The following is a 25,257-nucleotide window of genomic DNA, read 5'->3' on the forward strand; positions in this document are numbered from 1 at the left end:
TGAAAACCTTTACGGAGTTTCTTGCATATGCCGTTTGATGACGGTGTCTTTTCCAGTGTTGCCGCATCCGCGAGGCGGCGCCTTCCACGGCTGTTTGCGGATTACGTCGATGGTGGCGCGCATGGGGAATGGACCATGGCGCGGAACCGTTCGGCTTTCCGGAAATGGGGCATCGTGCCGCGGGGGATGAAGAACGTCGAGACGGTGGATGCGGGCGTCCATTGTTTCGGGCAGCAGTGGAAAGCACCATTTATGCTGGCGCCGGTCGGCTTTGCGGGGATGCTTCATCCTGACCGGGAAGCAGGCGCAGCGCGGGCGGCATTGCGGTGTGGCGTGGGGATGGCTGTCTCTACCTTCGCTATCGATTCCATGGAAAAGGTGGCGAAGGTCGGGGGAGCACCGCTCGCGCAGATCTATGTTTTCCGGGATCGTGCCCTGACACGGGACATGCTGGCACGGGCCGCGCAGTGCGGCATCGACGGCATTATCGTGACGGTGGATACGGCCATTACGCCAGTTCGGGAGCGGGATGTCCGCAATGGCTTCCGTCATCTCTCCCGCCCTACGCTCATGCAGATGGCGGGGCTGCTTGCTCATCCCCGCTGGTGTTTGGGCATGGTGGGGCGCGGCACGCCTGCGATCGGCAATCTTGCAGGATATACCACCGCACATGGCATCATGGGGCAGGCCAAGGAAATGGCAGCCCAGATTGATCCCACGCTCGACCGCACAGACCTTGAATGGCTCAGGAGCGAATGGAAGGGGCAGCTTGTTGTGAAGGGTGTCATGCATCCGGAAGATGCCCGTGTTGCCATTGAGGCGGGTGCGGATGGTGTGATCGTCTCCAATCACGGGGGACGCCAGATGGACCCGGCTCCTGCCACGCTCGACGTTCTGCCGCAGATTGCGGCGGCCGTAGCGGGGAAGGGCGACATCGTTCTTGATAGTGGAATCCGCCGTGGCGGGGACGTTGTCATGGCGTTGGCGCTTGGAGCGACGGCCGTATCCATAGGGCGTCCGTGGGCCTGGGCCCTGGCTGCCGGGGGCGAGACGTCCGTTGAAAACGCCATCAGGGCGCTGTCTCAGGAAGTTGTGGATATTCTGGGGCTGGCCGGTCTCGAAGACATTGCCGCGCTGCGCAGGCGCGGGCCGGATGCCCTGTGGGAACTATAGTCTGACATATCCGGGCAGAACGTCCGCGGAATGTCTCCGAGACGAAAAAGAGAGCCGACCGTATGACGAAAAGTACCGAGTTTTACACTAAGCGTGCTGCCGAGCTGTCTTTTCGCAATGACTGCTGGACTGACGGCCGGTTTGTTCCTGCCGTTTCCGGACAGCGTTTTGATACGCTCAATCCTGCAACGGCTGCTGTTCTGACCCGTGTGGCGAGGGGCGACGCCAAGGATGTCGACCGGGCTGTCGTCAGTGGGCGGTCCGCATTTGCGAGTGGTGTCTGGGCCGGGATGACGCCTGCGGAGCGCAAGGCCGTTCTGCTGCGCTGGGCTCAGCTTCTGCGGGATAATCTTGAAGAACTGGCGCTTCTGGGCACTCTGGATGTCGGGAAGCCGATTTCAGACACGCTCACGATTGATGTTCCTGGGGCGGCGGCCATTCTTCAGTGGCATGCCGAAGCCATCGACAAGCTGTATGACGAGATCGCTCCGACGGGTGGGCGGGATCTTGCGATGGTGCGGCGGGTTCCGCTTGGGGTCGTGGGCGTGGTTGTTCCGTGGAATTTCCCGCTTGATCTGGCGATTTGGAAAATTGCTCCAGCTCTGGCTGTAGGCAATTCCGTTGTACTCAAGCCCGCCGAGCAGTCGCCGCTCTCCGCATTGCGTCTTGCGGAACTTGCATCCGAAGCCGGCCTTCCAGATGGCGTTCTGAATGTTGTGCCAGGATTCGGACATGAGGCTGGCCGTGCGCTGGGTCTGCATCCTGATGTGGACTGTCTGGCATTTACCGGCTCGACGGAAATCGGGAAGCTGTTCCAGGGCTATGCCGGTGACAGCAATATGAAGCAGGTCTGGCTTGAGACCGGGGGAAAGAGCCCGTGTCTGGTCTTCCCCGATGCTGATCTGGACGCGGCGGCGGAGAAGGCGGCCTGGGGGATCTTTTTCAATCAGGGACAGGTCTGTTCAGCGAATTCGCGTCTGCTGGTGCATGAGTCGATCGCGCAGGACATGATCGAACGCGTGAAGGCGAAGGCCGAGATGCTTGTTCCCGGAGATCCTCTGGATCCGTCCACCCGGCTGGGACCGATGGCGTCGGCGGAGCATGCGGACCGTGTGGCCGGGTTTGTTGCGGCGGGGCGTGAGAGCGGCCGGCTTGTGACTGGGGGCGGCCAGTTGAGCCGCGGGGCATCGAAAGCCTACATCCAGCCGACGATTTTTGCAGATGTTCCGCATGATGCCCTGATTGCGCGCGAGGAGATCTTCGGGCCGGTTCTGGTTGTTCAGACTTTCCGGGACGAGGCGGAAGCCGTCACTCTGGCCAACGACACGCCTTATGGTCTTGCAGCATCCGTTTGGACGCAGGATCTGACGCGGGCGCTGAGTGTATCGGACGGGCTCAATGCCGGGACAGTGTCGATCAATACAGTGGATGCTCTGTCTCCAATGACGCCTTTTGGCGGGATGAAGCAGTCCGGCTTCGGACGCGATCTCTCGCTTCACAGCTTTGATAAATACTCAGCGCTCAAAACGGTCTGGATAAAATACTGAGTCGTTTTGGGGTCGTGATGACATTTTGCGGGGAAATCTAATGGTAACGCTTGCCGTCAGCGCTGAAGGTCCTGCCGCCTGGGAAAACTGGCGCAACGCCTTTCGTGAAGTAGCGCCTGACCTTCAGACGGTTTCATGGTTTGATCCGACATTTGATCCGGCAAAGGCTGATTATGCGCTGGTCTGGGATCCTGCTCCCGGAGAAATGGCCAAGATGCGGCATATGCGCGCCATTTTGTGTAGTGGGGCGGGCGTCAATCAGTTGGTCGGGCGGCCAGATTTTCCAAAAGACGTCATGCTGGTGCGGATGGGCGGAGACCAGACCGCAGTTCTGATGGCGGACTATGTCTTGTGGGCGATCGTGGCGCTGCTGCGGGATACGCGGACATGGGCCTTGCAGCAGGAAAAGAAAGTCTGGCGGCGTAATCTTGAATATCGCACGAGTGCAGAAACCACGATCGGTATTCTGGGATACGGCAATCTTGGGTCGGCTGTGGCGCAGAGGCTGGCAAAAGCCGGATTTCAGGTTTCGGCCTGGTGCCGGCGTGCGCGGCCGGTTGAGGATATTCCGCTGTATTTTGGGGAAGACGGCAAGGTGGAGCTTCTGGGAAAGACGGATATTCTGGTCAATCTTCTGCCCAGTACGCCGCAGACGCGGGGGCTGATTGATGCGGAATTCCTGTCACATCTGAAGCCCGGCGCCAGTCTGATCAATGTCGGGCGTGGCGATCAGGTGGTGGCGGATGATCTGGTTTCGGCTCTGGATGCAGGGCGCATGCGCGGGGCCGTACTGGATGTCTTTGCTCAGGAGCCGCTCGAAAAGGATGCCGTGTTCTGGGAGCATCCGAAGGTTTTCGTCACCCCACATGTTGCGGCGGAGGCTTCGTGCAGGATGCAGGCGACCTATGTGGCCCAGACGATCCGGGAGATAGAGGCGGGCAAAATCCCCGCGCTGACCTATCATCCCGAATGGGGGTACTGAGGGTCGTGCCGGGTGTTACCGGCAGTTTTTCGGAAGTTCGTTCATGACCTCTGTGATGCTTTCACGGAGGATCCCCCCGATTTTGGCAATCTGTTCTTCCGAGAGGGTCAATGGAGGGGACAGGATCAGGATATGTCCCAGAGGGCGTGCGACAAGGCCTTTTTCCTGAGCCTTGCGCGCGACCAGCATGCCGATGTTGAGCTTTGTGTCAAAGAGAGTTTTGCTGGCTTTGTCCCTGACGAATTCGATGCCCATCATGAAGTGGCTGCCACGCACTTCGCCTACGATGTCGATGTCTTCCAGCGTACGTAGTGTGTTTTCGAAAATCTTTCCGGTTACGCCTGCCCGTTCGGGGATCTGTTCAGCCTCCATCAGAGCGATGTTGGCCAGACCGGCGGCAGCGGCGGCGGGATGACCGGCATAGGTCATGCCGTGGGTGAAGACGCCATCGGGGCCTGAAACCACGTCATAAATCTCGTCAGTCATGATGGTGGCGGCGAGGGGCTGGTAGCCGGAGGTGACACCCTTGGCCACGGTGATGATGTCCGGCTGGGTGTCAAAAACCGCTTTGGATGCGAAGAAGTGACCGAGGCGCCCGAAGGCGGTGACCACTTCGTCCGCGATAAATTTGATGTCGTATTCCCGACAGAGTGCCTGAATGCGTTTGTGGTATCCTTTGGGAGGGACGATGACGCCTCCCGCCCCCATGATGGGTTCACCAATGAAGCACGCGATGTTTTCGGAGCCGAGGCGTTCGATTTCGTGGCGCATGTCTGCGACGAGCAGGTCTGTGAATTCTGCTTCCGTCATGTTCGCGCCCTCGCGCCAGTAATGCGGCTTTTTCAGGTGGTGCACGATCCCTTCGGCTTTTGACCACCCCTTCGAGTAGGCTGGTGTCGTCATTGCGATCGAGAGATAGGTCGAGCCGTGATAGGCCCCATGGCGGCTCAGGACGAGTTTTTTGCTGGGCTTGCCCAGACGCTCGTAATAGTGATGCAGGATGCGCACGGCACCATCATTGGCATCCGAGCCCGAAGTGGAGAAATGCACGCGGTTCAGGTTTCCCGGTGCCAGTTCTGCCAGCTTTCGGGCCAGTGCGGCTGCTGTGGGATGCGTGAAGGTGTAAAAGGTTGAATAAAAATCCAGAGTTGAGAGTTGGTTTGAGATGGCATCGATGATCTCATGGCGTCCGTGGCCGACATTGACGCACCACAGGCCGCCAATTCCGTCGATCAGTTCATGACCGTTGCTGTCGCGTACCATGACGCCTTTTGCAGCGACGATGGCAGTGCGTGCATGGGGTTCTTTCAGGCCGTTGAGATCAGCCCAGGACTGAACGAGATGTGCATCTGCCGCGAGAATATCATCTGTGGTCTGGGGTAATGTGGACGACATGTGCATCTCTTCCATCCGAATTCGCTGCTCCGGGGTGCAGCCTCTGATACGTGATGGTAGGGTACTGCCAGATGGGAAGTATATTGCCCTAAAGGGGTATAAGCCGGGTGTCAGATCAGCAGGAACAGCAGCTTGGTGCCGTCATTTCGGCTCTGATGACGGCTGCATTTGAACAGCAGTTTGTGGCGTGGTTTGAGAGTTGTGTCCCGATCGATAATCTGACTGTTCTTGCATATGTGGGAGAGGGGCGGCCGAGATGTCTGTTTGCCCATTCGAAAGAGACAAGCGTTCACGCCAGTTTTGACAGTGCCTACTGCGCAGGCATTTATCTGCTTGATCCATTCTTTGTTGTGGACAGGGCAGGCGCATCTTCCGGATTGTATCGCCTCGAGGATATTGCTCCGGACTATTTTTCCCAGTCGGATTACTACCTGAAATACTACAGGGACACGAATATTCTGGATGAGATGACGTATCTGGTCCGGGTCTCTGCTGAACTATCCATTCATATCTGTCTGGGGCGCGATATCAGTTCCGGCAGGAAATTCGTGCCTGAGGAGTGGGAGAAGGCGTTGGCAATCCGGCCGGTTGCTGAGGCTCTGGCTGTTCGACACTGGTCTGATCTTGCGGAGGAGCAGGGTGAGTGCGTGCGTGATGGAGAAAATGCCATGACGCAGTTCTGGGAGCAGTTCAGGAAGACATACGGAGTGGTGCTGACGGCGCGTCAGTCACAAACAGCTTTGCTGATCCTGCGCGGACATTCCTCCGGTTCGATTGCAAAGCTCATGGGTGTCAGTGTGCAGACTGTGAAAGTGTTCCGCAAACAGATCTATATGCGATGTTCCATTTCATCGCAGGCTGAGCTCTTTGCAATGATGATGCCGATATTGGTCAGGCTCGGTGAACGATAATTGGGTGGTAGAGCCTAGTAAACGAACGGAAGGCAGGCATATCTCCTGCCTGCTGTGACCGGCTGAACGGCATGCAGGAGGGTGCACGAAAATACAACGGCGCCACCTGCGGGAGCTTTGAATGTCTGTTGGCCGAATTCAGGGAAGACCAGCTCTCCTCCTTCGTATCCCTCATTCAGATTGAGTGAGACTGCAAACTGCCGATGCGCGGAGCTGGGGACCGTATTGTCGCGGTGGGCGTCGAAGAAGCCGCTGTCAGTAGCGTCGTAGGAACTGACCAGCATTCTATCCATTTGCGTGGCCTGAAAACGGAAGGCCCGGAAGATTTCCGGTACGACGCGGCGGATGATGCGGTTCTGTAGATCCGTAACGATCTGGCGGTGGCGCAGGGGGTATCCAGTCGTCGTTTAAAGCTGGAAGCGATGGTCCGGACTGGATTTCCTGCGGCATCAGAAGTCAGGATGGGAGAGGGTTGGGGATTGTGAGACAGGTGATACTGGATCAGGGTCTCACAGAATGCCGGTTCAAGGACATGGTCGAGCATGAGTACCGGAACAGGCATGTTGAGCAGCGGAGGCGGAGCCGTGGCCTTTTGCAATAATGCCGGGAACAGGAGCTGTTCCAGTCCGGGACTGTGAAGGTGAGTGCTCAGGACACGCATCATCGGATCAAGTTCGATCCAGCCTGGGTGTGTATTCGCAGTGACCCCAAATGCATCATGACAGGTGCGGTCAGCATCATAAAGGAAACAGACCGATTTAAGATCTGTCCGGGCTTTGAGTTTTTCCCTGTCGGCCGCGTCGAGAGTGACACCCAGAAACAGGCAGTCTTTACGATTCAGGATGTTGGCATAATTTGAGAGCTGCTGAAGGACGTTTTCGACCACAGGGTCAGTTGAAGACGAAAAGAAAAACAGCAGGCTTCGGTGTCCGCCGGTCATGTCGAAAGAGAGCGCGCCTGAGCTGGTGCTTGCTTTTTGTACGAAGGGCGAAATGGGATCGCCTGTTTCAGCCGTGGTCCAGGACATACGCGCTCTCATGGGCAGAAGATTTTGAAAAAGAGCATGCCTAAAGCGCTCGCTGACCACAAGATCCATATGTATATACAACATGGAAATGGTTAAGGCTTTTATCAGATCAAAAGATCACGGTTTCAAAAAGGAGAAGAGATTCCAAAAACTAAGAATCTGATATTCCTGCCTAAAAATAGCGGATTTCTAAGGTTTTTCAGCGGTTTGTACGGGTGGGCACCTTACCGTGGCCAGCATAATGATTGTCGTATTTAGACACGCCAGAAGGGCAGGATAATTTTTTTTGGAACGAACTTATCGGATATAAAATACTGATAAATAACATAAATATAAATTCTATAGCCATTCTCCTTGTTATGTCTGGTCATGTTATGGGAATAAAACAGTTGCATATGCAACCAGACATGACATTGTGACTTCGATACGAAAATAATCCCGAGCAGGTGCCATGCCAATCGTCAAACGCCGTCATGCTTGTGTCGCCCTTTCCACCATGACGTTTATGGCGTCGACCTCACTGGCAGGGGCTGCATCACTGACACATACGCATCCCCATCTGCAGACACACTCCGCTGGGGCTTCGACGAAAAAAAAGCCTCATGCTGTCAGCGCGCAGAGTTCTGAAGTCATCTCCGTTCACGCGGCGGGTGAGAATGGAGCGTATGGCAAGGTCCGTCATATTGCGGGTGGTGGTCTGATGGCCGTTCAGACGGGCGGCGACATGCGCAGCACCGTGACCTCGGAATATATCAACAAGCAGGCTTCGACGACGACGGCCTATCAGGCGGTTTCGCTTGCTCCGGGCGCCAATCTTTCCCAGAGTGATCCTTATGGGTTTGCAGCCAATTCCCTGCTCAGCGTGCGTGGACTTGGTGGGAACGAGATCGGGCAGGTCTGGGAAGGGATGCCTGTCAACGATATCGAAACTTACAATGGTTATCCGACCTACTGGGCCGATGGAGAAGATATTGATTCAGTCAGCCTGACGCAGGGGTCGTCGTCCATTACCGCGCCTGTGGTCAATGCGTCAGGCGGGCAGGTCACGACCTCAATGCGCGATCCTGCCCATAAAATGGGCGGCCTGATCGACTACAGTTACGGGACATTGAACCTGCAGCGTTTCTATGGACGCTTTGATACCGGGGATATCGGAAATACCGGTCTGTCAGCTTATGTCTCTTTTTCCAACGGGACTGCGAAAAATTCTCTCGGACCGGGACGACAGATGCGCCGACATATCGATTTCGGGTTCAAGAAGGAATTTGCGAACGGGGACCAGATGAAGCTGGTCGGTTCCTATGTTGATATGAACTACATGTACAATCCGAACCCGACACTTGCTGACTGGCAGGCTTCAGGGCGGAGTTATGCCTGGAACGGCACATTTTCACCCGGAAGCTCAGATTACTGGCGTCAGAACCGCTGGAAATGGGAGCAGATCATGATGAGTCTCCCTTCCGACTTTACGCTTCCAGGCAAGGTGAAGCTCAATGTCACGCCGTATTTCCTGTATGCGATGCAGAATTCTCCGGCGTCTTCCACACTCTCCTCTGATGGTAATTATTATGGGACAGAGCCTGTTTCCGTAAGTATTCCGGACGCTCAGGCCTCGGGCGGAAGCGTACGAAGCGATTATGTGGGTGTGCAGTCCGTAGGTGGCTTCAACGCATCGCTTTCACGCCAGTTCGGTGTTCAGAAAGTGACGCTGGGATACTGGTATCAGTATAGCGTTGATGACCTGTCGATGCCGTTTTCGTCGGTTGATTCGATCGGGAATGCTGCTTCGGCCTGGAGCCTGCAGAATGTGACCATGGGAAATGGTCAGCCATATCTTGCGGAGAAAGAACATACCGTTACCCAGACGAATGCGCTTTATCTGCAGGACGAGATTTCGCTTCTCAATGATCGCCTGAAGATTGTGGGTGGCATCAAGACGCTGATGATGAGCAAGGCGGGAACCAATGGTCTGCCTGGTACGCAGTATCATGTGGGCGCCAATAACTTCCAGCCGCTGCCCCGTGTTTCCGCCACGTACAAAATTGATTCTCACAATCAGGTCTTTATCAATGCGAGCACCAATACATTGATGCCGATTGATGACACCCTGTACAATTCCTATTCCGGCGGGGCAGTTTCAACGCAGGGTAACCCGGCAATCAAACCTGAATATTCGATCTCAGAAGAACTTGGATATCGCTATCAGGACAAAATCGTTCATGCCAGTCTGGCGCTGTTCAACTACAACTTCACGAACCGTCAGGTTTCCAGCCTACGTTATGTGAACAACGTCCCCGTCTATTCGACGATCAATGGTGGGGGGCAGACGTCCCGCGGTGTGGATTTCGAAGCCGGGCTGATGCCGTTTTATGGCTTCTCCCCGTATGTTTCCGTCGAATATCTTCATGCGACCATCGACAACAATATTCAGGTCGGAAACGACTATCTGCCGACGGCTGGTAAAACGGCAGTTCGAAGCCCTTCGTTCCAAGGCTCTTTCGGTCTTGTGTATGACTACAAGAATTTCTTCGGGACATTTTCGTTCAAGTACACCGGGGCCCAGTATTCGACGTTCATGAACGACGAGAAAATGCCCGCTTACAAGACGTTCAACCTCTCGCTGGGATATCGGCTGCCGAGTGTCGGGTTTGTCAAACATCCGGAAATCCGGGTCGCGTTCATCAACCTGACAGACGAGAAAGTCCTGTCCGGTATTGCGTCGCCCCAGTTGGATGCCCAGACCGCAAGGGGCATTTACGGGACCTCTATTGATGGAAGTTCTCCCGGATATTACATCGCGCCGCGATTTACGACTGCGATGACCGTAGCGGCCGGCTTCTGAACTTTTCCAAACCTCTTTCTGTTCCTGTGAAAATGGAGACCTTACTCATGGTCAATTCTCCTTCCGTGTCTTCCCGCCTGTCGAATGATCGTGTGATCCGTGCCGACCATGGCTCCGAAATCACTGCGAAGTCATGGCAGACTGAAGCGGCCATGCGGATGCTGATGAACAACCTCGATCCGGAAGTTGCAGAGAAACCTTCGGAGCTTGTTGTCTATGGCGGGATCGGCCGGGCCGCGCGGAACTGGGACTGCTATGACCGGATTGTGGAATGTCTGCGGGATCTCGGCGACGAAGAGACTCTGGTTGTGCAATCCGGAAAGCCGGTTGGGGTGTTCCGGACGCATTCCAATGCGCCACGTGTATTGATTGCGAATTCCAACCTCGTGCCGCACTGGGCCACTTGGGAGAAGTTCAACGAACTCGATCGGGCGGGTCTGATGATGTACGGCCAGATGACGGCCGGATCCTGGATCTATATCGGAAGTCAGGGGATCGTTCAGGGAACGTACGAGACGTTCGTTGAAATGGGCCGTCAGTATTATGGTAGTGACCTCAAGGGCCGCTGGATCCTGACAGGTGGTCTGGGGGGTATGAGCGGTGCGCAGCCGCTGGCCGCCGTGATGGCAGGGGCGTCCATGCTTGCAGTGGAATGTGAGCCCTCCCGTATCCAGAAGCGTCTGGAGACGGGGTATCTGGACCGGCAGGTGCAGGATCTGGATGAGGCGCTGGAAATCATTCATGACGCCTGTGCGAAGGGTGAGGCCGTTTCCGTGGGACTTCTGGGGAATGCTGCGGAAGTTTTCCCGGAACTGGTGCGGCGTGGCATCCGTCCGGATGGGGTGACGGACCAGACATCCGCTCATGATCCGCTGAACGGCTATCTGCCGGCCGGCTGGTCTCTGGAAAAGGCGGAGAAGCTGCGGATCACGGACCCGGCGGCGGTTGAGAAGGCCGCGCGGGAATCCATGCGCCTTCAGGTCGAGGCCATGGTGGCATTTCACCGAATGGGCGTGCCAACGTTCGATTACGGCAACAATATCCGCCAGATGGCGCTGGAAGAAGGGCTGGAAGATGCCTTTGCCTTCCCGGGTTTCGTCCCTGCCTATATCCGGCCGCTGTTCTGCCGGGGGATTGGTCCGTTCCGCTGGGCGGCGCTGTCGGGTGATCCGGAGGACATCTACAAGACGGATGCGAAGGTCAAGGAACTGCTTCCGGACGACAAGCATCTGCACAACTGGCTCGATATGGCGCGGGAGAAAATCCAGTTCCAGGGCCTTCCGTCCCGGATCTGCTGGGTGGGTCTCGGGGACCGTCACCGGCTGGGTCTGGCGTTCAATGAGATGGTGGCCAACGGAGAGCTGAAGGCTCCGATCGTAATCGGGCGCGATCATCTGGACAGTGGTTCGGTGGCCAGTCCCAATCGTGAAACGGAGGCTATGCGTGACGGGTCGGATGCTGTTTCCGACTGGCCGTTGCTGAATGCGCTGCTCAATACCGCTTCGGGCGCGACGTGGGTGTCGCTGCACCATGGCGGCGGTGTCGGTATGGGATTTTCCCAGCATTCGGGCATGGTCATCGTAGCTGACGGGACGGAAGATGCCGCGGCCCGTCTGGGGCGTGTGCTGTGGAACGACCCGGCCACAGGTGTGATGCGTCATGCCGATGCCGGCTACGACATTGCTGTTTCCTGTGCGCATGAAAAGGGCTTGAACCTGCCCATGATTACGAACAAGAAATGAGGCCTCAAAGGCGCATTCTTTCGGGAATGCGCTTTTTTTGATTATGACAGGATAACTGCGATCATTATGACAGGGATAAACGCGGCCCGTTCTTTCCCGGGCCGGCAGCTTCTGCTTCTCGCTCTGGGGCTCAGTATCTGCTCCGGATGCGCTTATCTCGGTTCATCTGTCATGCCCTTTCAGATTGATGCACTGATGTCAGGGCTGCATCAGTCCGCCAGTCGGGCGGGGATGTTCGGCTTTTTCGAAATCATGGCCTTTGCGGTTTTCATGATGGTGCTGTCCCGTCTGAAAGGGCGGGTTTCGGTTGTCATGACAGCTTTTCTGGGGGCAGGGCTGGCGGCCATTTCGTCGCTCCTGACGGCGGCTGGCCCTGCATCATCGGTGTGGACATGGGGCTGTGCCATTCTCTTTGGGCTGGGAGAGGCATTTCTGGGCCGGTCCTATGTCTGTGCGGCATCGGCGAGTAAGAATCCGGACCGGATGTACGCCATTTCGAACGGTGGGGGACTTATCGTTCTTGTTGCGGTGATCGATGCCATTCCTTACGCAACCCGGAGCTTTGGCGAACTGGGTGTGTTTGTTGGTATCGCGGCCATTGTTGCGCTTATTGCGCCTTTCATGGTGACGCTGCGTCATGCCCCGCCGCTCCCAACCCGCCAGAGCACGGAAAAAATGCGTCTGACGTCTGGCAGGGCGGCCCTGCTGTTTATCTGGGTCGGATCGTCTCTGGGATCAAGTATGGCGTGGTCTTTTGCCGAACGCGTTGGCCGGGCCATTCATCTTTCAGCCGACTATATTGTCTTTCTCTCGACGGTAGGGATCGTGTCGAGTGTTCTGGTCAGCTTCGTTGTCGGAGCGCTGGCCGGCAGTCTTCGCCGGGAGATCATTCTGCCTTTGACGCTCGTGGGAACGGGCGTCGGGGGTCTTCTTGCGTGTTCAGCGTGGGATTCTTGGAGCTATACGGCGGGCGTCATCATCTACTGGAACTGCTCCATGCTGTCCTATGCGTGGCTGCTCGGGAGTGCGGCTGCGCTGGACCATACCGGGCGGACCGGAACGTTCTGTGGTGGCATGGATCGTATGGGATATGCTCTGGGGGCGCCGCTTGGAGGGCTGATCATTGATCATTCCTCCTTTACGATGCTGGGCATTGCAGGCTGTGCGGCCTGTGTTGTCAGTATCCCGTTCGGCTTGCCGGTGCTGCTCAGGGAAATCCGGCAGTCCGAAGAGAATGCAGGGCAGGATGCTCCTCTGATCGAAGCCTGCTGAATTCTGGCATCAGCGGGAAGGGCCTTCCTGCATCAGAGCTTCGAGGCGGGCGATATCGGTAGCCAAAGGACGGTCTTCTTCATAGAGGGGTATAATGGCTCTGACGCTGTTGTAGAGAGCCAGTGTATGAGGAGCGACTTCCTGAGCGAGGTCTGCGAGATCCATGGCCTGACAGAGGGCCAGCAGTTCTATGGCAAGAATGGAGCGTGTATTGGTGATAACGTCCCGCGCCTTGAGGGCGGCGGGTGTTGCATGCACCAAAATATCTTCCTGAAGCCCTGAGGTAATGCCGCCGTCCAGACTGGCTGGTAGAGCATTACGGCGGTTGGCGCTGACAAGTGAGGCGGCCGTGTATTGGGCGATCATGAAGCCGCTTCCGGTTCCGGAATCGCTCGACAGGAAGGCCGGGAACGGGCTGAGCAGGGGGTTGACCATGCGGTCCAGCCGGCGTTCGGAGACGGCGCCGAGGGAAGCCAGCGCGATGGCTGCTTCATCCATGACGCGGGCGATGCTGGCGCCGACGGCATGGGCTTCGGAAAAGGCGCTGATGCCTGTTTCGTCCTCAAGGATGGCAGGGTTGTCGGACAGGCTTTGCAGTTCCTGTGTGACGGTGTGGCGGATGCCGGTCAGGGCGTCATGGACCGATCCATGAATATGGGGGATAGCGCGCAGGCTCAGGGCGTCCTGTGTACGTTGGCCACGGGCGTCCGCGAGGCGGGCGGAACCTGCCAGATACTGGTTGAGGGTGTGTGAGACGGCCCGATGGCCGGGCGGGACGCGCAGGTTTGCCGAGCGTGGATCGAAGGCGCGCTGTTGTCCGCCAAGGACATCAAAAGTCGCGGCGGCGATCCGATCTGCCCAGTGGAGGCAGGTGGCAGCTTCTTCCGCGACGAGGCTGGCAATTCCGGTGGCGCAGGACAGGCCGTTGACCAGACACAGCCCTTCCTTGGCTTCAAGAACGAGCGGGGTGAAACCGAGCCGTTCCAGCACCTCGGCGGCGGGCTGTTCCGTGCCATTGATCTGGAGTGTTCCATGACCAATCAGGGTCAGGGAAATATGGGCCATGTGCGTAAGATATCCGACCGATCCGTCCCGTGGCACGATCGGCAGGCAATCGTGGTTGAGGAGGGCAACGAGGCGATCGACGATCTCCGCGCGCAGGCCGGAATAGCCCAGACAGTACTGGTTGACGGCGCAGGCCATGATGGCGCGCGTTGCCTCGGCGCTAAGGGGCGGCCCGAGGCCCGTGGCATGGCTGAAGAGGATCTTGCGCGAGAGGGTGGACTGCTTTTCGGGCGTGATCCGCGTGTCCGACAGGCCGCCGACGCCTGTATTGAGGCCATAGGCGGCGGACTCGCTCTCGACCAGAACGCGCAGGCGCCGGTTGGCGTCCTCAAGCCGCTGCCGCGCTGCCTGCGACAGCCGGACCGTTTTTCTGTTCCGGGCGATGTCGCAGATGTCCTGCGGAGAGAAAGGCTGATCGAGCAGGAGTTCGGTCACGGCGGGTCTCTTGGTTGTCTATACAACAGAGAACTCTAGAGGCGCCATGTCGGGGACGTCAATCCGCCGGGCATTGTCTTTTCAGGGTGTTGTCTTTAGGGGCGGTAGCGCCCTCCGAAGCTGTAGCGGTTACCGGAATAAGTGAAGATGCCCTTCATGACGACACGGCCGTCGACCCATGTGCGGCGCATTAGTTGCAGGCAGGCTTCCGGTTCGTCGAGTTGCAGAAGGGTGCAGATGTCCTGCGGGGGCGTGACGGCGAAAACCACATGTTCGATCTCTTCCGGCCCTGCGATGCCGTAGAGATGGCGGTGCGGGTTAATGCGTGTGAAATCCTGTTCCAGATAATCCGGGGCGAAATGCGGAGAGACGTAGCGTTCTTCAAGCTGAAGGGGCACATCGTCTTCGTAATGGACGATCAGGGAGCGGAACAGACGGGTGCCGGGGCGCTGTTCGAACGCTGTGGCCAGATCGCTGTCGGCGCGCACCGTCTCTACGGCGATGACTTCGGCGCGGTGCTGATGGCCGCTGGCGACGATGTCGTCGATGATGTCGCGGATTTCCAGAAGTTCGACGCGTTTGGCGGGCTGGGCCACGAAGGTGCCGACTCCCTGTGCCCGGCGGACGATCCCTTCGGCCGTTAGTTCCCGCAGCGCCCGGTGGATCGTCATGCGGGAAATGCCGAGCTGTTCGACGAACTCATGTTCGGAGGGAAGGCGGTGGCCGACTTTCCATTCCCCGCAGTCGATCCGTTCGATGATGAAGGCTTTCACCTGCTCGTAACGTGCGATGGTCTTCGTCTTGTCCAGGATCTGCGACACGGCGCCCGCTGCCTTTTCTTCTCTTGAGGACTGGTCTGCCCTCTGTAGGCGGGAGAGCATTTCTGATCCTGCCGGGTTGTTGTACTTACATGTGAGACACACCCCTAAGCAGGCGTATGACCATATGAAGCCGGATCCGGAAAATGACAATCTTTTCCCGCTGTCCCGTGGACCGCAACCGGTTGAAAACCTTGTCGCGCAGGCATGGAAAAACGGTGGCGGCCTGACACGGGTCATTGTCTCTGGCGAAGAGTGGCGTCTGAGCGTTGCGGAGATTACGCAGGATGGCGCTTTCTCGCGGTTTCCAGGGATTTCGAGGCAGATTGCGCTGCTGACGGGGCAGGGCGTGCGGCTTCGTCTTTCGGACGGGACTGAGCGGGAAGTCGTCCGGGTCGGGGACATTCTGACGTTTTCTGGCGATCTGGATGTCGAAGCCGTTCTGGTGGACGGGTCGGTTCAGGTGGTGAACCTGATGCATTCCGCGGGCCGCCCGTGGCGGTTGGAGGCGGTTCGGGCCGTAGGTGCGCCGGGTTTTGATGTGTCTGGGGGAGCTGCGCTGGTCGTCGTGCGGGGACGCTGGGTGTTTAAAGGGACGTCGGGGCAGCCCCAGACCTGCCGGGCCGGGGAATATCTGGTGCTGCCGGAAGGGGGCGGCGGTCGGCTGGAAGCGGACGGGAGCGGCCTTCTGTATTGTGTTGCCCCCGACTGACGCTCAGGTGCCTTCCGGACGCCAGTCTGCGGCTGTTGCCAGCAAGGGCTCGATGGCGGCCGAGAGGCTGGCGGCGGCCTGAAGGTCAATGGGCCAGGGGTCCTGCTCGGAGGCGAGATAGGTGGACTGGGCGATTTCGAGCTGGATGGCGTGGATGTTGTCCGCTGGCTGACCATAATGGCGTGTTGTGTAGCCGCCTTTAAAGCGGCCGTCGCGGACATGGGTGTAGGCGGTGAGCGTTTCTGCGCGGGCGAGGAGCGCTTCCGCCAGTGAGGGTGCGCAGGAGGCCCCGCTGTTGGTGCCGAAGTTCAGGTCCGGCAGGCGGCCTTCGAACAGTCTGGGGATTTCCGAGCAGATGGAATGGGCATCCCACAGGATCGCCCATCCGAACTGTTCCCTGAGGCGGGTCAGTTCGGCCTGTACGGCGTCGTGATAGGGCTGCCAGTACTGGTCCGTGCGTGCCGCGATTTCGTCGGCATCTGGCTCCTGACCGTCCTGATAGATGGGCTGTCCGTCAAAGCCGAGCAGCGGCACCAGACCAGTGCTGGGCCGTCCGGCATAGAGGGCGGCGTCATCCCGGCCTCGATTCAGGTCCACGACATAGCGGGAGAAGTTCGCGCGCAGGATGCCGATCCCTTTTGAGAGCGCAAAGGCGTAGAGATGCTCCATGTACCAGTCGGTATCGGGCAGTTTTCTGCCGCGCGGGGTCATGCGTTCTTCCATGCCCGGTGCCAGACGGTCGCCCGCATGGGGGATTGTGATCAGGATCGGGAGGGTGCCGGGAGTAAAGGAGAAAACGGTCGTCATGGTTGTGATCCGGAAAATCTCAGGCAGCCATCAGGGTGCGCAGGGTTGCATGAAAAGCCCTGGTCAGGCGGGCTTCGTCGGGGTGGTGACCATCGGTGATGCGCCATTGTCCGGCGCACATGACGTGCCGGACGGGGGGCTTGAAGTGGCGAAAATGGCGGAGTCGAGAATGTCGTCGTTCTGAAGGTCGGGCAGGGACAGGGCTTGTTCGTGGAGGACACAGAGATCGGCGCGGGCGCCGGGTTGCAGGCCGCTGAGGGGCAGGCCGCTGGCCTGCGCGCCCCCGGCGAGGCTCTGGCGGTACAGCCATGCGCCGATCGACCCCTTGCGCTCCGGGGGAAGAGCAACGCAGCGTTTCTGGCTTTGCAGGCGCAGGCCATATTCCAGAAGGCGGAGCTCTTCCCACGGGCTGAGCAGGACGTTGCTGTCGCTGCCGATGCCGAAGCGCCCTGACTGCGCGACATAGGCTTCGAACGGGAAAATGCCATCCCCCAGATTGGCTTCCGTGATCGGGCAGAGACCGGCCACAGCCTCGGAGCGGGCGATGGCGGTGACTTCCCCGGCCGAGAGATGGGTGGCGTGAACGAGGCACCAGCGGGCATCGACCGGCAGATGGCTCATCAGATGTTCTACGGGGCGCTGTCCCGTGGCGGAGAGGCAGGTTTCCACCTCGCGCTGCTGTTCGGCGATGTGGATATGGATCGGGGCGGCGGGGCCTGCTGCGTGAAGCAGGTCGCCGAGGGTGTGGATGTCCACGGCGCGGAGAGAGTGCAGGCCCACCCCGGCTGTCACCAGTTGTGAACCGCGCCAGTCGGACTGGAGGTCGGACAGGATGCGGGCGATCGTGTCCCGGGTGCTGGCGAAGCGTTTCTGGGCGTCGTTCAGCGGGCTGCCGTCAAACCCGCCACGGGCGTAGAGGGTGGGGAGGAGCGTGATGCCGATGCCTGCATCTGTGGCGGCTGCGGCGAGGCGTGAGGACATTTCTGCCGGGGACGCATAGGGGCGTCCGTCGACGGCATTGTGCAGGTAATGGAATTCGGCGACCTGCGCATAGCCGGCCTTGAGCATCTGCATATACAGGAAGGCGGCCACGTCCTGCATCTGCTCCGGGGAGATGCGATGCGCGAGCTGGTACATGCGCGTGCGCCATGTCCAGAAGGTGTCGTCCGGGTTCTGTCGGCGCTCTGCCAGTCCTGCCATGGCGCGCTGGAAGGCGTGGGAATGCAGGCTGATCTGCGGGGGCACGACCATGTCCAGAAGCTGCATATCCGGGCCGGGCGTGCTGTCGGGGATGACGGAGGTGAACGTCCCGTCAGCGGCGATGGTGATCTGGACGTGGCGGCGCCACCCCTGTGGCAGGAGGGCCTGTTTTGCAAACACTTCGGTCATCACGAAATTCCAGGTTGCAGGAGGGGAAGGCGCTTTGGGCAAGCGGGTTCCGTTTTCCGGGCAGGATCATAATGGGATTGACTGATATGTATATACATATATCACCATAACCGGAACAATTCGGAGAAGAACCATGTGGAACGTCCTTTGGCTCAATGTCCATCTTGCGACGGGTGATGAGGCTCTTGTCACGGCCGGGGATGGATATGGATGTATCCGCAACGGTGCCGTGGGCGTGCACGACGGGGTGATCTGCTGGATTGGCGCGCAGGCGGATCTGCCGGACGTCCCGGAAAATCTGGCCACCCGGATCGAGGACGGGCGTGGCGGCTGGCTGACGCCGGGGCTGATCGACGCGCATACGCATGTCGTGTTTGCGGGCGATCGCAGTCGTGAGTTCGCGGAAAGGCTGAACGGGGCGTCCTATGAGGAGATTGCACGCAAAGGCGGCGGTATTCTCTCGACGGTTGCGGCGACGCGCGCGGCATCGGAGCAGGAGCTTCTGGAGGCGTCCCTCAAGCGGGTGCATACGATGATCCGCGAAGGCACCACGACGCTGGAGGTGAAGTCAGGCTACGGACTGACCCTTGCGGACGAATTCAAACAGTTGCGGGTGGCGCGGGCGATCGGCGAGCAATTGCCGGTCCGTGTGCACAAGACGTTTCTGGGCGCGCATGCGGTACCGCCCGAATATCAGGGGCGTGCGGACGCGTATGTGACGTTTCTGGTCGAGGAAGTTCTGCCGGTTCTTCATGAAGAAAAGCTGGTTGATAGCGTGGATGCGTTCTGTGAGACGATCGCCTTTTCACCCGCCCAGACGGAAATCCTGTTCGAGGCGGCCCAGAAGCTCGGACTGCCCGTCCGTATTCATGCCGAGCAGCTTTCTCTGGGCGGAGGGACGGTTCTGGCCGCGCGGTATCACGGGTTGTCTGCGGATCATCTGGAATATGCGGATGAGCAGGCTGTCATGAGCATGGCGCGTCATGGGACGGTTGCGATGCTGCTTCCGGGCGCATTCTATTTCATCCGCGAAAAGCAGCTCCCGCCTGTCGCGTTGCTGCGTGAGCATGGCGTGGGTATCGGGCTTGCGACGGACTGCAATCCGGGGACGTCCCCTGTTCTGGGGCTGACGACCGTTATGAACATGGGGTGCACGCTGTTTCGTCTGACGCCCGAAGAGAGTTTCCGGGCGGTGACGTCTGTTGGCGCGCGGGCTCTGGGGCTGGAACAACAGGTGGGTATGCTGCGACAGGGTATGCGGGCGGATATGGCATTGTGGGAAGTGACGGGTCCGCATGAGCTATCTTACTGGGTTGGTGGTCTTCAGCCCACACGGCACATTTTTGAGGGGATATAATGATGGGAGCAACTGGGTGTTTAGGCCGCGTTGACAAAACACCTATCGGTATGGAGCAAGATCTGATTCACTGGTTGCCTCAATGAAGGCAGCGTAGCGGAGTGGGCACGGCCTGAGGCGATCTGATGGATCAGGAATGGGCGATAATTGGTCTGCTTCTTCCTCCTGAACGTGGACGTTGGGCCCGCCCAGCCGGAAATAACCGCCTGTTTCTTAATGGCATGCTGCATGTCGTCGCAAATCTCAATACATGCGTACTTTTGATTGAGCCTAAGCTCAGGACCCATTGATTTTATTGTGGAAATTCGATTCGGGCTCTGTAAGGAGACTGGAGATGAGCGACCTGTACTGGCTGATGGACGCCCGCTGAGCTTCTTCATGACAGCAGGACAGATCAGCGATTATACCGGTGCCGCTGCCCTCCTAGACAGCCTTCCTGCGGCACAATGGATGCTGGGCGACCGGGGCTATGGCGCCGACTGGCTCAGGCATGCCTTGGAAGAGAAAGAGATAAAGCCCTGCATTCCAGGACGGAAATCCCGCGGAAAACCTTTCAAATACGACAGGCGGAAATGCAAGTGCTACAATCGGATCGCGATCATGTTTGGAAGGCTCAAGAACTGACGGCGGGTCGTAACACGCTACGACAGATGCCCGACCGTCTTCTTCTCCGCCATCTGCCTCGCCCCTGTGAGGAGACCAAGCCGGATCAGATCAAAGATTGCAGCCCCATAACCCCATCTCCTATGTCCGTCAGGGTTGGCTTGGAGAAGGGTAATCAACTCCGCTTCGGTATATTCCCGTTTATGGTCCTGCTTTTCTTCTACCTCAGCCCGACGTTTGAGGCCCGTAGTCGCTCCCAGCCATGGATTGGTCTCGCTATAGCCCTTGCGCTCCAGCCAGTCCCAGAAGGTCTTGAGCGGGCTAATACGGCTCTGAATGGTCTTTGCGGATAGCCTCTTTCGCTGGGCCAGCCATTCGGGAAACTCGCCTATGCGCCTCTTGGTGATACTCTCCACGCTTGTGGACGCAATCAGGGTTTCCGGGTCTTGGCTGGAGCACGCATCACCATCCTGAAAAGCCAGAAACTCCCCAAAGAACCTAAAGGCCAGCCTATGCCCTCGGGCCGTCTGCTGCCTGATCGTGCTTTCCACATCCCGCATCCAACGGTCGAAGAGGGGGCCGATAGGCGTGGTCTTGCCCAGTGCAATCTCCCGATATCGGGTCACATAGCCTGAAGGGTCCTTTCCAGCCTTCTCAAGCTGTTCGGCCCGATCCTCAAGAAAGTAGTCCATTCCTTCAATCAGGCGGCGTCTGGGGTCGGTAGGGCCCATTTGCCTGTCATCACCATCCGTTCTGTCTGAGGTGGCCGCGATCTCCCGCCGGGCTTCCAGAGCCTCAGTGAGCAGGCGGTCCTCATTTATCCAATCAGGCTGCCAATGGCCGTGGATAGGCAAGAAGCCAGCCGTTACCAGCTTGGCGTCCAAGTCCTCTCGCATTGCTGCAAGGGCCTTGTCGCGCCTTCTCAGGGCTTCTTGCTTCTCCCGCGTCCCGAGTGATCGGATGACTTCCTGTTTTATGCCGGATTTGGTTCCGTAAGCTTGCCCTGCATCGGCCCAGCGATCCCGAGGAATGGAAAGCCTTACCGACCATGTGTTACCGCCTGTTTTTTTCAGGGCGAACATATCCTCATCCTTCTTCACCATGGAAGGACTACCGATGAGGCACTACCGAGCGAGTAGTAGGCTACTACCGAAAAGTGGTCGTAAGTGACTGATTTAATTTGGTTTCTCGATGCATGGCGGAGAGAGCGTCAAACACTCCAATAACCTAATAATCTGATTGAAGATAAGATTCTGTCGTCCAAATAAAATAATACCCCCAATATCGAAACCTATGAAAATAAAAGACTTTTTTAGAATTTCTATTCGTAAACCCATTATGGATCTCTTATCGTTCTAGGCCGAAGATCATTTTTGGGCGCCTATCTGTAGTGCATTTTTTGTCGCAGCTTGTTGTATATCGCATGCGATCCGGTCGAAATTGCCGGTGAGACGGGAAATCGAAAAGCGAATATGAGGGGCTGCCAGCAGAGAACACTGACGGCCGGCCGAGACCCGGATGTTCTGTGAGTCTAGATACGAGCAGGCGGCGTCTTCATCCAGGACTGAGATCCAGAAGCTAAAGCCTTCTCCAATGGGGCTATCGATACCATTGCGACGAAGAGCGGAGACCATTTCAAGACGCTGTTTCTGATAATGCAGATAGTTCTCCTGAATGATCTGGTGAGTTTTTTCGTTGTCCAGAAGTCGGGCGGCGGCGCTTTGCAACAGACGGCTTGTCCAGGCGGGCCCAAAGCTGCGATAGGCTTGGATCTCGCGGATGATCATGGATGATGCGGACACGACGCCCAATCGCAGGTCCGGTCCCAGGATCTTGGATAGCGAGCGCACGTGGATGACGCGTGGTCCGAGCCATACTCCAATGCTCTCTGCCGGAACTGGTGAAAACCATGGAAAAGCGTCGTCTTCGATGATCCAGGTCGAGGGAGACGTCCTGAGTACCTGGGCGAGTTCGCGGAGCCGCGTGCGCGGCATGCGCTGCCCTGTAATGGCATTGATGTTCGGTTGCAGGTATAGCGCCGTCGGATTTCTCATCAGGGCCTGCTCCAGCGATGCGGGCACGATACCGTCGGCATCACTTTGCAGCGGAAGGATCGAGGCACTCAGGTAATCAAGGATATCCAGAATTCGCATGGGAGTGGGATCCTGCACAGCTACTGTCGATCCTGGAGGAATGAGAGCCTGGATTGTATCGAATAGGGCGCTGTAGGCACCGTTGGTCGCCATAAAATCCTCGGCCGGATAGGGCCATTTTGCAGCGCAGATCGTACGCAGGATCGGAGAAATCGTATCGTCGTCGTAAGTATTGAGATTGGGAATGGATTTTAGGTTCTCAAACGCATCGTACAGACGGGGGAGGCGGATGGGATCCGGGGTATAGGATGTCAGATTAAGACTGACGTTTTCGCGACTGAGGCTTGCCGTGCGCCTGACAGGACGAGGCGAAAGGAACATGTTGCATACGTACATTCCACGTCGGCCACGTCCGGAAATAATTCCCCTTTTACGCAGGTCGATCCAGGCAATGGAAACGGTAGCTGGACTAATGCCCAAACCGAAAGCCAGATCCCGGATCGAAGGCAGACGTGTACCAACCGGGAGCGTTCCACTCTGGATCAGGGCAGAAATCTGGCGTGCAAGGCCCCGGGCAGAGCGGTCGTGCAGGCGGTTTACGAACCAATCTGAATTAAACTCTTCCACATCGTTATTCCAGTAAATAAATGTCCAATAACGTAATATCATTTGCGCGAGGGAAAGGAAGGCTTCTTAATCATTTCAGTACCGACTCTTTTCAGGACACGGATGGAAACGACATGATGAGCATGCCTTCTTCATTCAGGCAGAGACGCCCCCTTTCGGCCGGAGCAGTTCTTCTCTGCGGAACCGCATGTCTCATTTACATGCCAGCAGCGCTGGCGGAGACGTCAGTCACGCATACGAAACGCCCCAAAGCTCATATCGTGCGCAAGACCCCGCTACCGGTTGCACCGAAGAAAAGAACTGCGGTTCAGGCTGGTCGGGATGAAAGTCTTCAGGTTCAGGGGCGGCACCTTTTTGCGTTTGGTCAGGCGCAGCGTCAGCCTGATTCCAACACACGAATTTCGGCGCAGACCCTGCTGGAACGCCGGGTAGTGTCCGTAACAGATCTTCAGAATCTGGCCCCGAACCTGACGGTCCAGTCCCTCAAAGGGACGCAGAGCATCAATTACCATCTGCGGGGTGTCGGGCTTGATGACTATTACGAAAACAATGTTTCGTCCGTCATGGTCTATCTCGACGGGGTAGCCTACCCGTTCTCATCCATGACGGACGGCATGATGTTCGATATCGCGAATGTGGATATCGCGCCGGGTCCGGTAGGTTTTACGCACGGTATGTCAGATACGGGTGGTGAAGTTTCGCTGCAGTCGAATGATCCTACGCCGGATTGGCATGGGAATATTACGGAAGATATTGCCAGTTATGCCCGCTCCCGTACGAGCGGTTTCATTTCAGGACCACTCGCCAGAAACCTTTCTTTTAGGGTCGCGGCTCAGACGACACAGGGCGGAGGCTGGCAGTATAATCCACTGAACGGTGCCCATCTTGGTGATCAGAACCAGACTGCACTGCGGGCTAAACTGAAATGGACGCCGGATGACAAGACGGTGATCGCTCTGGGTGGACACTGGACGCGGGATCTGTCTGAACTGGTCAATGGCAATCCGGTCATCAACCTGGCGCCAGCTTGGCAGAAATACCCGCAGTTTTCCGGCTACAGGCAGACAGCCTGGGGCATTCAGCCCGGATTTGCAAAGCTTATTGGACGCTCTGAGAGCCTGAAACCTTCCGAAGATAATATTTTCTGGGGAGCCGATTTCCGGATTAGCCGGGAGCTGGGTTTTGCACGACTGGAAGCCGTCTCGGCGTTCGAAACAGAGCGGCAGGGTGAGTATTCTGACGAGGACGGAACCGAACTTGCGACGGGAGACGTCTACCGGAACGTTAACGGCAACATTTTCTCACAGGAACTGAAACTGGTTTCCACCCTCCCTGGGAAACTGCACTGGACCGTCGGCGCCTATTACAATCGTTCGCGCATGCAGCAGCAATTCTACAATAATTTCAATGATTATCAGGGCCGTGGCTATATCTCGGAGAGTTCCTATGATCAGAATCAGCAGGCATTTTCGCAATACGTGAACGTAAATTACGATATCACGAAGACCATCACGTTGTTTGGCGGCCTGAACCACATGTCGGACGACCGGCAACTTCTGAATTTCCGGACCATAAAATATGGTCTGAATACTCTCAATTTCGCTCCCGAAGGTGCACTGACCAATCAGCTGGGGGGGGCTGCTCGGCATCCAGGTGCAGCTGGCCCAGCATCTTCAGACGTATTTCAAGGTTAGCAAGGGATTCAAGCCCGGCGGGTTTGCCGCAAACAACACGGTGGCACAGGCTCAGCTCAAAGCATTCAAGCCTGAGTCTCTCGTATCTTATGAATTGGGTTTCAAGAGTGATCCGCTACCGGGAAAGCTGCGTCTGAATGGAGCTGCCTTTTACTACGATTACCATAACCAGCAGGTTGTTTCGAGTTTCCTGCTGAACAATTACGGTCCGCTCGGAACGTATGTAAATGTTCCTCATTCGGCGATCTGGGGCATTGAACTCAGTGCCGAAGCCCATCCGGTTTCCCATATCTATATCAATGGAAACATGGGTTATGAGCGCGGCTCTTACACCTCGTTTTATGCGCTCAATACGCCAGCTGTAAACGCATACCGTGTGGCGACCGGGGTCTACAAGGCGTTCTATACGGATTATCGCGGTTCCGATCTGGGGATTCCAAAACTGACGCTCAGTGGCAGCATCGCTTATCGCGCCGATCTTCCCTACGGACTTTTCACGGATCTGGGCGTCAACGGCAATTACCGGGACTCTCAGGCGATGACGATCGGCGGGACCGGCGCCTACAGGCTGCCGCCATATTTCCTGATGGGAACCTATGCCACCATCGGGAACAAGAAGCAGGGCTGGAACGCCACGATTTACGTCACGAACCTTCTGGACCGGCATTACAGCATCACGTCGTCGTCGCAGAGTACGACATATCAGCACGTACCTGGAGCCCCGCGCTTTATCGGCGGTCGCCTGAGTTATGGCTTCTAAGGAGGG

At 57.5% G+C, this 25,257-nt stretch carries 20 protein-coding genes and 1 pseudogene; 12 read left to right on the top strand and 9 right to left on the bottom strand.

Annotated elements, in window-relative coordinates:
• Positions 1 to 27 precede the first annotated feature (27 nt).
• The 3 genes from GRO01_RS05055 to GRO01_RS05065 all read left to right on the top strand — a co-directional run bounded on the left by GRO01_RS05055 (position 28) and on the right by GRO01_RS05065 (position 3,702).
• Positions 28 to 1,173 (top strand): alpha-hydroxy acid oxidase, encoded by a 1,146-nt coding sequence (locus GRO01_RS05055; RefSeq protein WP_062508184.1) that lies wholly within the window; start codon positions 28 to 30, stop codon positions 1,171 to 1,173.
• A gap of 62 nt (positions 1,174 to 1,235) precedes the next feature.
• Positions 1,236 to 2,720 (top strand): aldehyde dehydrogenase, encoded by a 1,485-nt coding sequence (locus GRO01_RS05060; protein ID WP_062508185.1) that lies wholly within the window; start codon positions 1,236 to 1,238, stop codon positions 2,718 to 2,720.
• A 40-nt stretch (positions 2,721 to 2,760) separates the two neighbouring features.
• The gene (locus tag GRO01_RS05065; protein ID WP_062508187.1) at positions 2,761 to 3,702 is read left to right on the top strand and encodes a 2-hydroxyacid dehydrogenase; all 942 of its coding nucleotides are present in this window, start codon (positions 2,761 to 2,763) and stop codon (positions 3,700 to 3,702) included.
• Positions 3,703 to 3,717: 15 nt separating this feature from the next.
• Here GRO01_RS05065 and GRO01_RS05070 read toward each other — a convergent pair whose 3' ends face one another.
• Positions 3,718 to 5,097 carry an aminotransferase class III-fold pyridoxal phosphate-dependent enzyme gene (locus GRO01_RS05070; protein ID WP_062508296.1) on the bottom strand — a complete coding sequence of 460 codons (1,380 nt, stop codon included), beginning with the start codon at positions 5,095 to 5,097 and terminating at the stop codon, positions 3,718 to 3,720.
• Positions 5,098 to 5,204: 107 nt separating this feature from the next.
• On the opposite strand from GRO01_RS05070, the gene GRO01_RS05075 reads away from it, so the two are divergent.
• Entirely contained in the window at positions 5,205 to 6,008 is an 804-nt protein-coding gene (locus GRO01_RS05075) for a helix-turn-helix transcriptional regulator (protein WP_062508189.1), read from the top strand.
• 14 nt (positions 6,009 to 6,022) lie between these two features.
• Here the strand turns inward: GRO01_RS05075 and GRO01_RS13810 are convergent, their stop codons facing one another.
• Positions 6,023 to 6,301, bottom strand: a complete 279-nt coding sequence (locus GRO01_RS13810; protein ID WP_083541286.1) for a 2OG-Fe(II) oxygenase — start codon at positions 6,299 to 6,301, stop codon at positions 6,023 to 6,025.
• Positions 6,184 to 7,035, bottom strand: a complete 852-nt coding sequence (locus GRO01_RS05085) for a hypothetical protein (protein ID WP_141306841.1) — start codon at positions 7,033 to 7,035, stop codon at positions 6,184 to 6,186. The genes GRO01_RS13810 and GRO01_RS05085 overlap by 118 nt, the downstream gene beginning before the upstream one ends.
• Positions 7,036 to 7,486: 451 nt before the next feature.
• Here GRO01_RS05085 and GRO01_RS05090 point away from each other — a divergent pair, with 451 nt between their 5' ends.
• The 3 genes from GRO01_RS05090 to GRO01_RS05100 all read left to right on the top strand — a co-directional run bounded on the left by GRO01_RS05090 (position 7,487) and on the right by GRO01_RS05100 (position 12,891).
• Positions 7,487 to 9,877, top strand: coding sequence for a TonB-dependent receptor (locus GRO01_RS05090; protein ID WP_062508193.1), 2,391 nt, complete (start codon positions 7,487 to 7,489; stop codon positions 9,875 to 9,877).
• 65 nt (positions 9,878 to 9,942) lie between these two features.
• The gene (gene hutU / locus GRO01_RS05095; protein WP_141306921.1) at positions 9,943 to 11,619 is read left to right on the top strand and encodes a urocanate hydratase; all 1,677 of its coding nucleotides are present in this window, start codon (positions 9,943 to 9,945) and stop codon (positions 11,617 to 11,619) included.
• A 171-nt stretch (positions 11,620 to 11,790) separates the two neighbouring features.
• A complete protein-coding gene (locus tag GRO01_RS05100) occupies positions 11,791 to 12,891 on the top strand; it encodes a hypothetical protein (RefSeq protein WP_141306843.1) in 1,101 nt (366 codons plus the stop codon).
• 9 nt (positions 12,892 to 12,900) lie between these two features.
• Here the strand turns inward: GRO01_RS05100 and GRO01_RS05105 are convergent, their stop codons facing one another.
• Both GRO01_RS05105 and hutC read right to left on the bottom strand, forming a co-directional pair.
• Entirely contained in the window at positions 12,901 to 14,391 is a 1,491-nt protein-coding gene (locus GRO01_RS05105) for an HAL/PAL/TAL family ammonia-lyase (protein ID WP_062508199.1), read from the bottom strand.
• Between the two features lie 95 nt (positions 14,392 to 14,486).
• Positions 14,487 to 15,212, bottom strand: coding sequence for a histidine utilization repressor (gene hutC, locus GRO01_RS05110; RefSeq protein ID WP_051400805.1), 726 nt, complete (start codon positions 15,210 to 15,212; stop codon positions 14,487 to 14,489).
• A 124-nt stretch (positions 15,213 to 15,336) separates the two neighbouring features.
• Here hutC and GRO01_RS05115 point away from each other — a divergent pair, with 124 nt between their 5' ends.
• Positions 15,337 to 15,921: a HutD/Ves family protein gene (locus tag GRO01_RS05115; RefSeq protein ID WP_062508201.1), complete on the top strand. Its 585-nt coding sequence runs from the start codon at positions 15,337 to 15,339 to the stop codon at positions 15,919 to 15,921.
• A gap of 3 nt (positions 15,922 to 15,924) precedes the next feature.
• On the opposite strand, the gene hutG is transcribed toward GRO01_RS05115, so the two are convergent.
• Together hutG and GRO01_RS05125 are read right to left on the bottom strand one after the other, a co-directional pair.
• Positions 15,925 to 16,728 (bottom strand): N-formylglutamate deformylase, encoded by an 804-nt coding sequence (gene hutG, locus GRO01_RS05120; protein ID WP_062508203.1) that lies wholly within the window; start codon positions 16,726 to 16,728, stop codon positions 15,925 to 15,927.
• A gap of 63 nt (positions 16,729 to 16,791) precedes the next feature.
• Positions 16,792 to 18,117 (bottom strand): formimidoylglutamate deiminase, encoded by a 1,326-nt coding sequence (locus GRO01_RS05125; protein WP_231490144.1) that lies wholly within the window; start codon positions 18,115 to 18,117, stop codon positions 16,792 to 16,794.
• Positions 18,118 to 18,250: 133 nt separating this feature from the next.
• Between GRO01_RS05125 and hutI the strand changes: the two genes are divergently transcribed.
• Entirely contained in the window at positions 18,251 to 19,474 is a 1,224-nt protein-coding gene (gene hutI, locus GRO01_RS05130; protein WP_062508205.1) for an imidazolonepropionase, read from the top strand.
• A gap of 351 nt (positions 19,475 to 19,825) precedes the next feature.
• Positions 19,826 to 20,209 (top strand): annotated as a pseudogene (locus tag GRO01_RS05140) (transposase); the annotation flags it as partial.
• Here the strand turns inward: GRO01_RS05140 and GRO01_RS05145 are convergent.
• Together GRO01_RS05145 and GRO01_RS05150 are read right to left on the bottom strand one after the other, a co-directional pair.
• Positions 20,116 to 21,180, bottom strand: a complete 1,065-nt coding sequence (locus GRO01_RS05145; RefSeq protein ID WP_244926370.1) for a phage integrase SAM-like domain-containing protein — start codon at positions 21,178 to 21,180, stop codon at positions 20,116 to 20,118. The pseudogene GRO01_RS05140 and the gene GRO01_RS05145 sit on opposite strands and share 94 nt — an antisense overlap.
• 264 nt (positions 21,181 to 21,444) lie before the next feature.
• Positions 21,445 to 22,839 (bottom strand): aminotransferase-like domain-containing protein, encoded by a 1,395-nt coding sequence (locus tag GRO01_RS05150; RefSeq protein ID WP_083541290.1) that lies wholly within the window; start codon positions 22,837 to 22,839, stop codon positions 21,445 to 21,447.
• A 158-nt stretch (positions 22,840 to 22,997) separates the two neighbouring features.
• On the opposite strand from GRO01_RS05150, the gene GRO01_RS05155 reads away from it, so the two are divergent.
• Together GRO01_RS05155 and GRO01_RS05160 are read left to right on the top strand one after the other, a co-directional pair.
• On the top strand, positions 22,998 to 24,491 hold the full coding sequence (locus GRO01_RS05155) for a TonB-dependent receptor plug domain-containing protein (protein WP_167494576.1): 1,494 nt from the start codon (positions 22,998 to 23,000) through the stop codon (positions 24,489 to 24,491).
• The gene (locus GRO01_RS05160) at positions 24,451 to 25,251 is read left to right on the top strand and encodes a TonB-dependent receptor domain-containing protein (protein ID WP_141306849.1); all 801 of its coding nucleotides are present in this window, start codon (positions 24,451 to 24,453) and stop codon (positions 25,249 to 25,251) included. The genes GRO01_RS05155 and GRO01_RS05160 overlap by 41 nt, the downstream gene beginning before the upstream one ends.
• Positions 25,252 to 25,257 lie beyond the last annotated feature (6 nt).

The organism is Gluconobacter roseus NBRC 3990 (assembly GCF_006538885.1).
Classification (GTDB): Bacteria; Pseudomonadota; Alphaproteobacteria; order Acetobacterales; family Acetobacteraceae; genus Gluconobacter; species Gluconobacter roseus.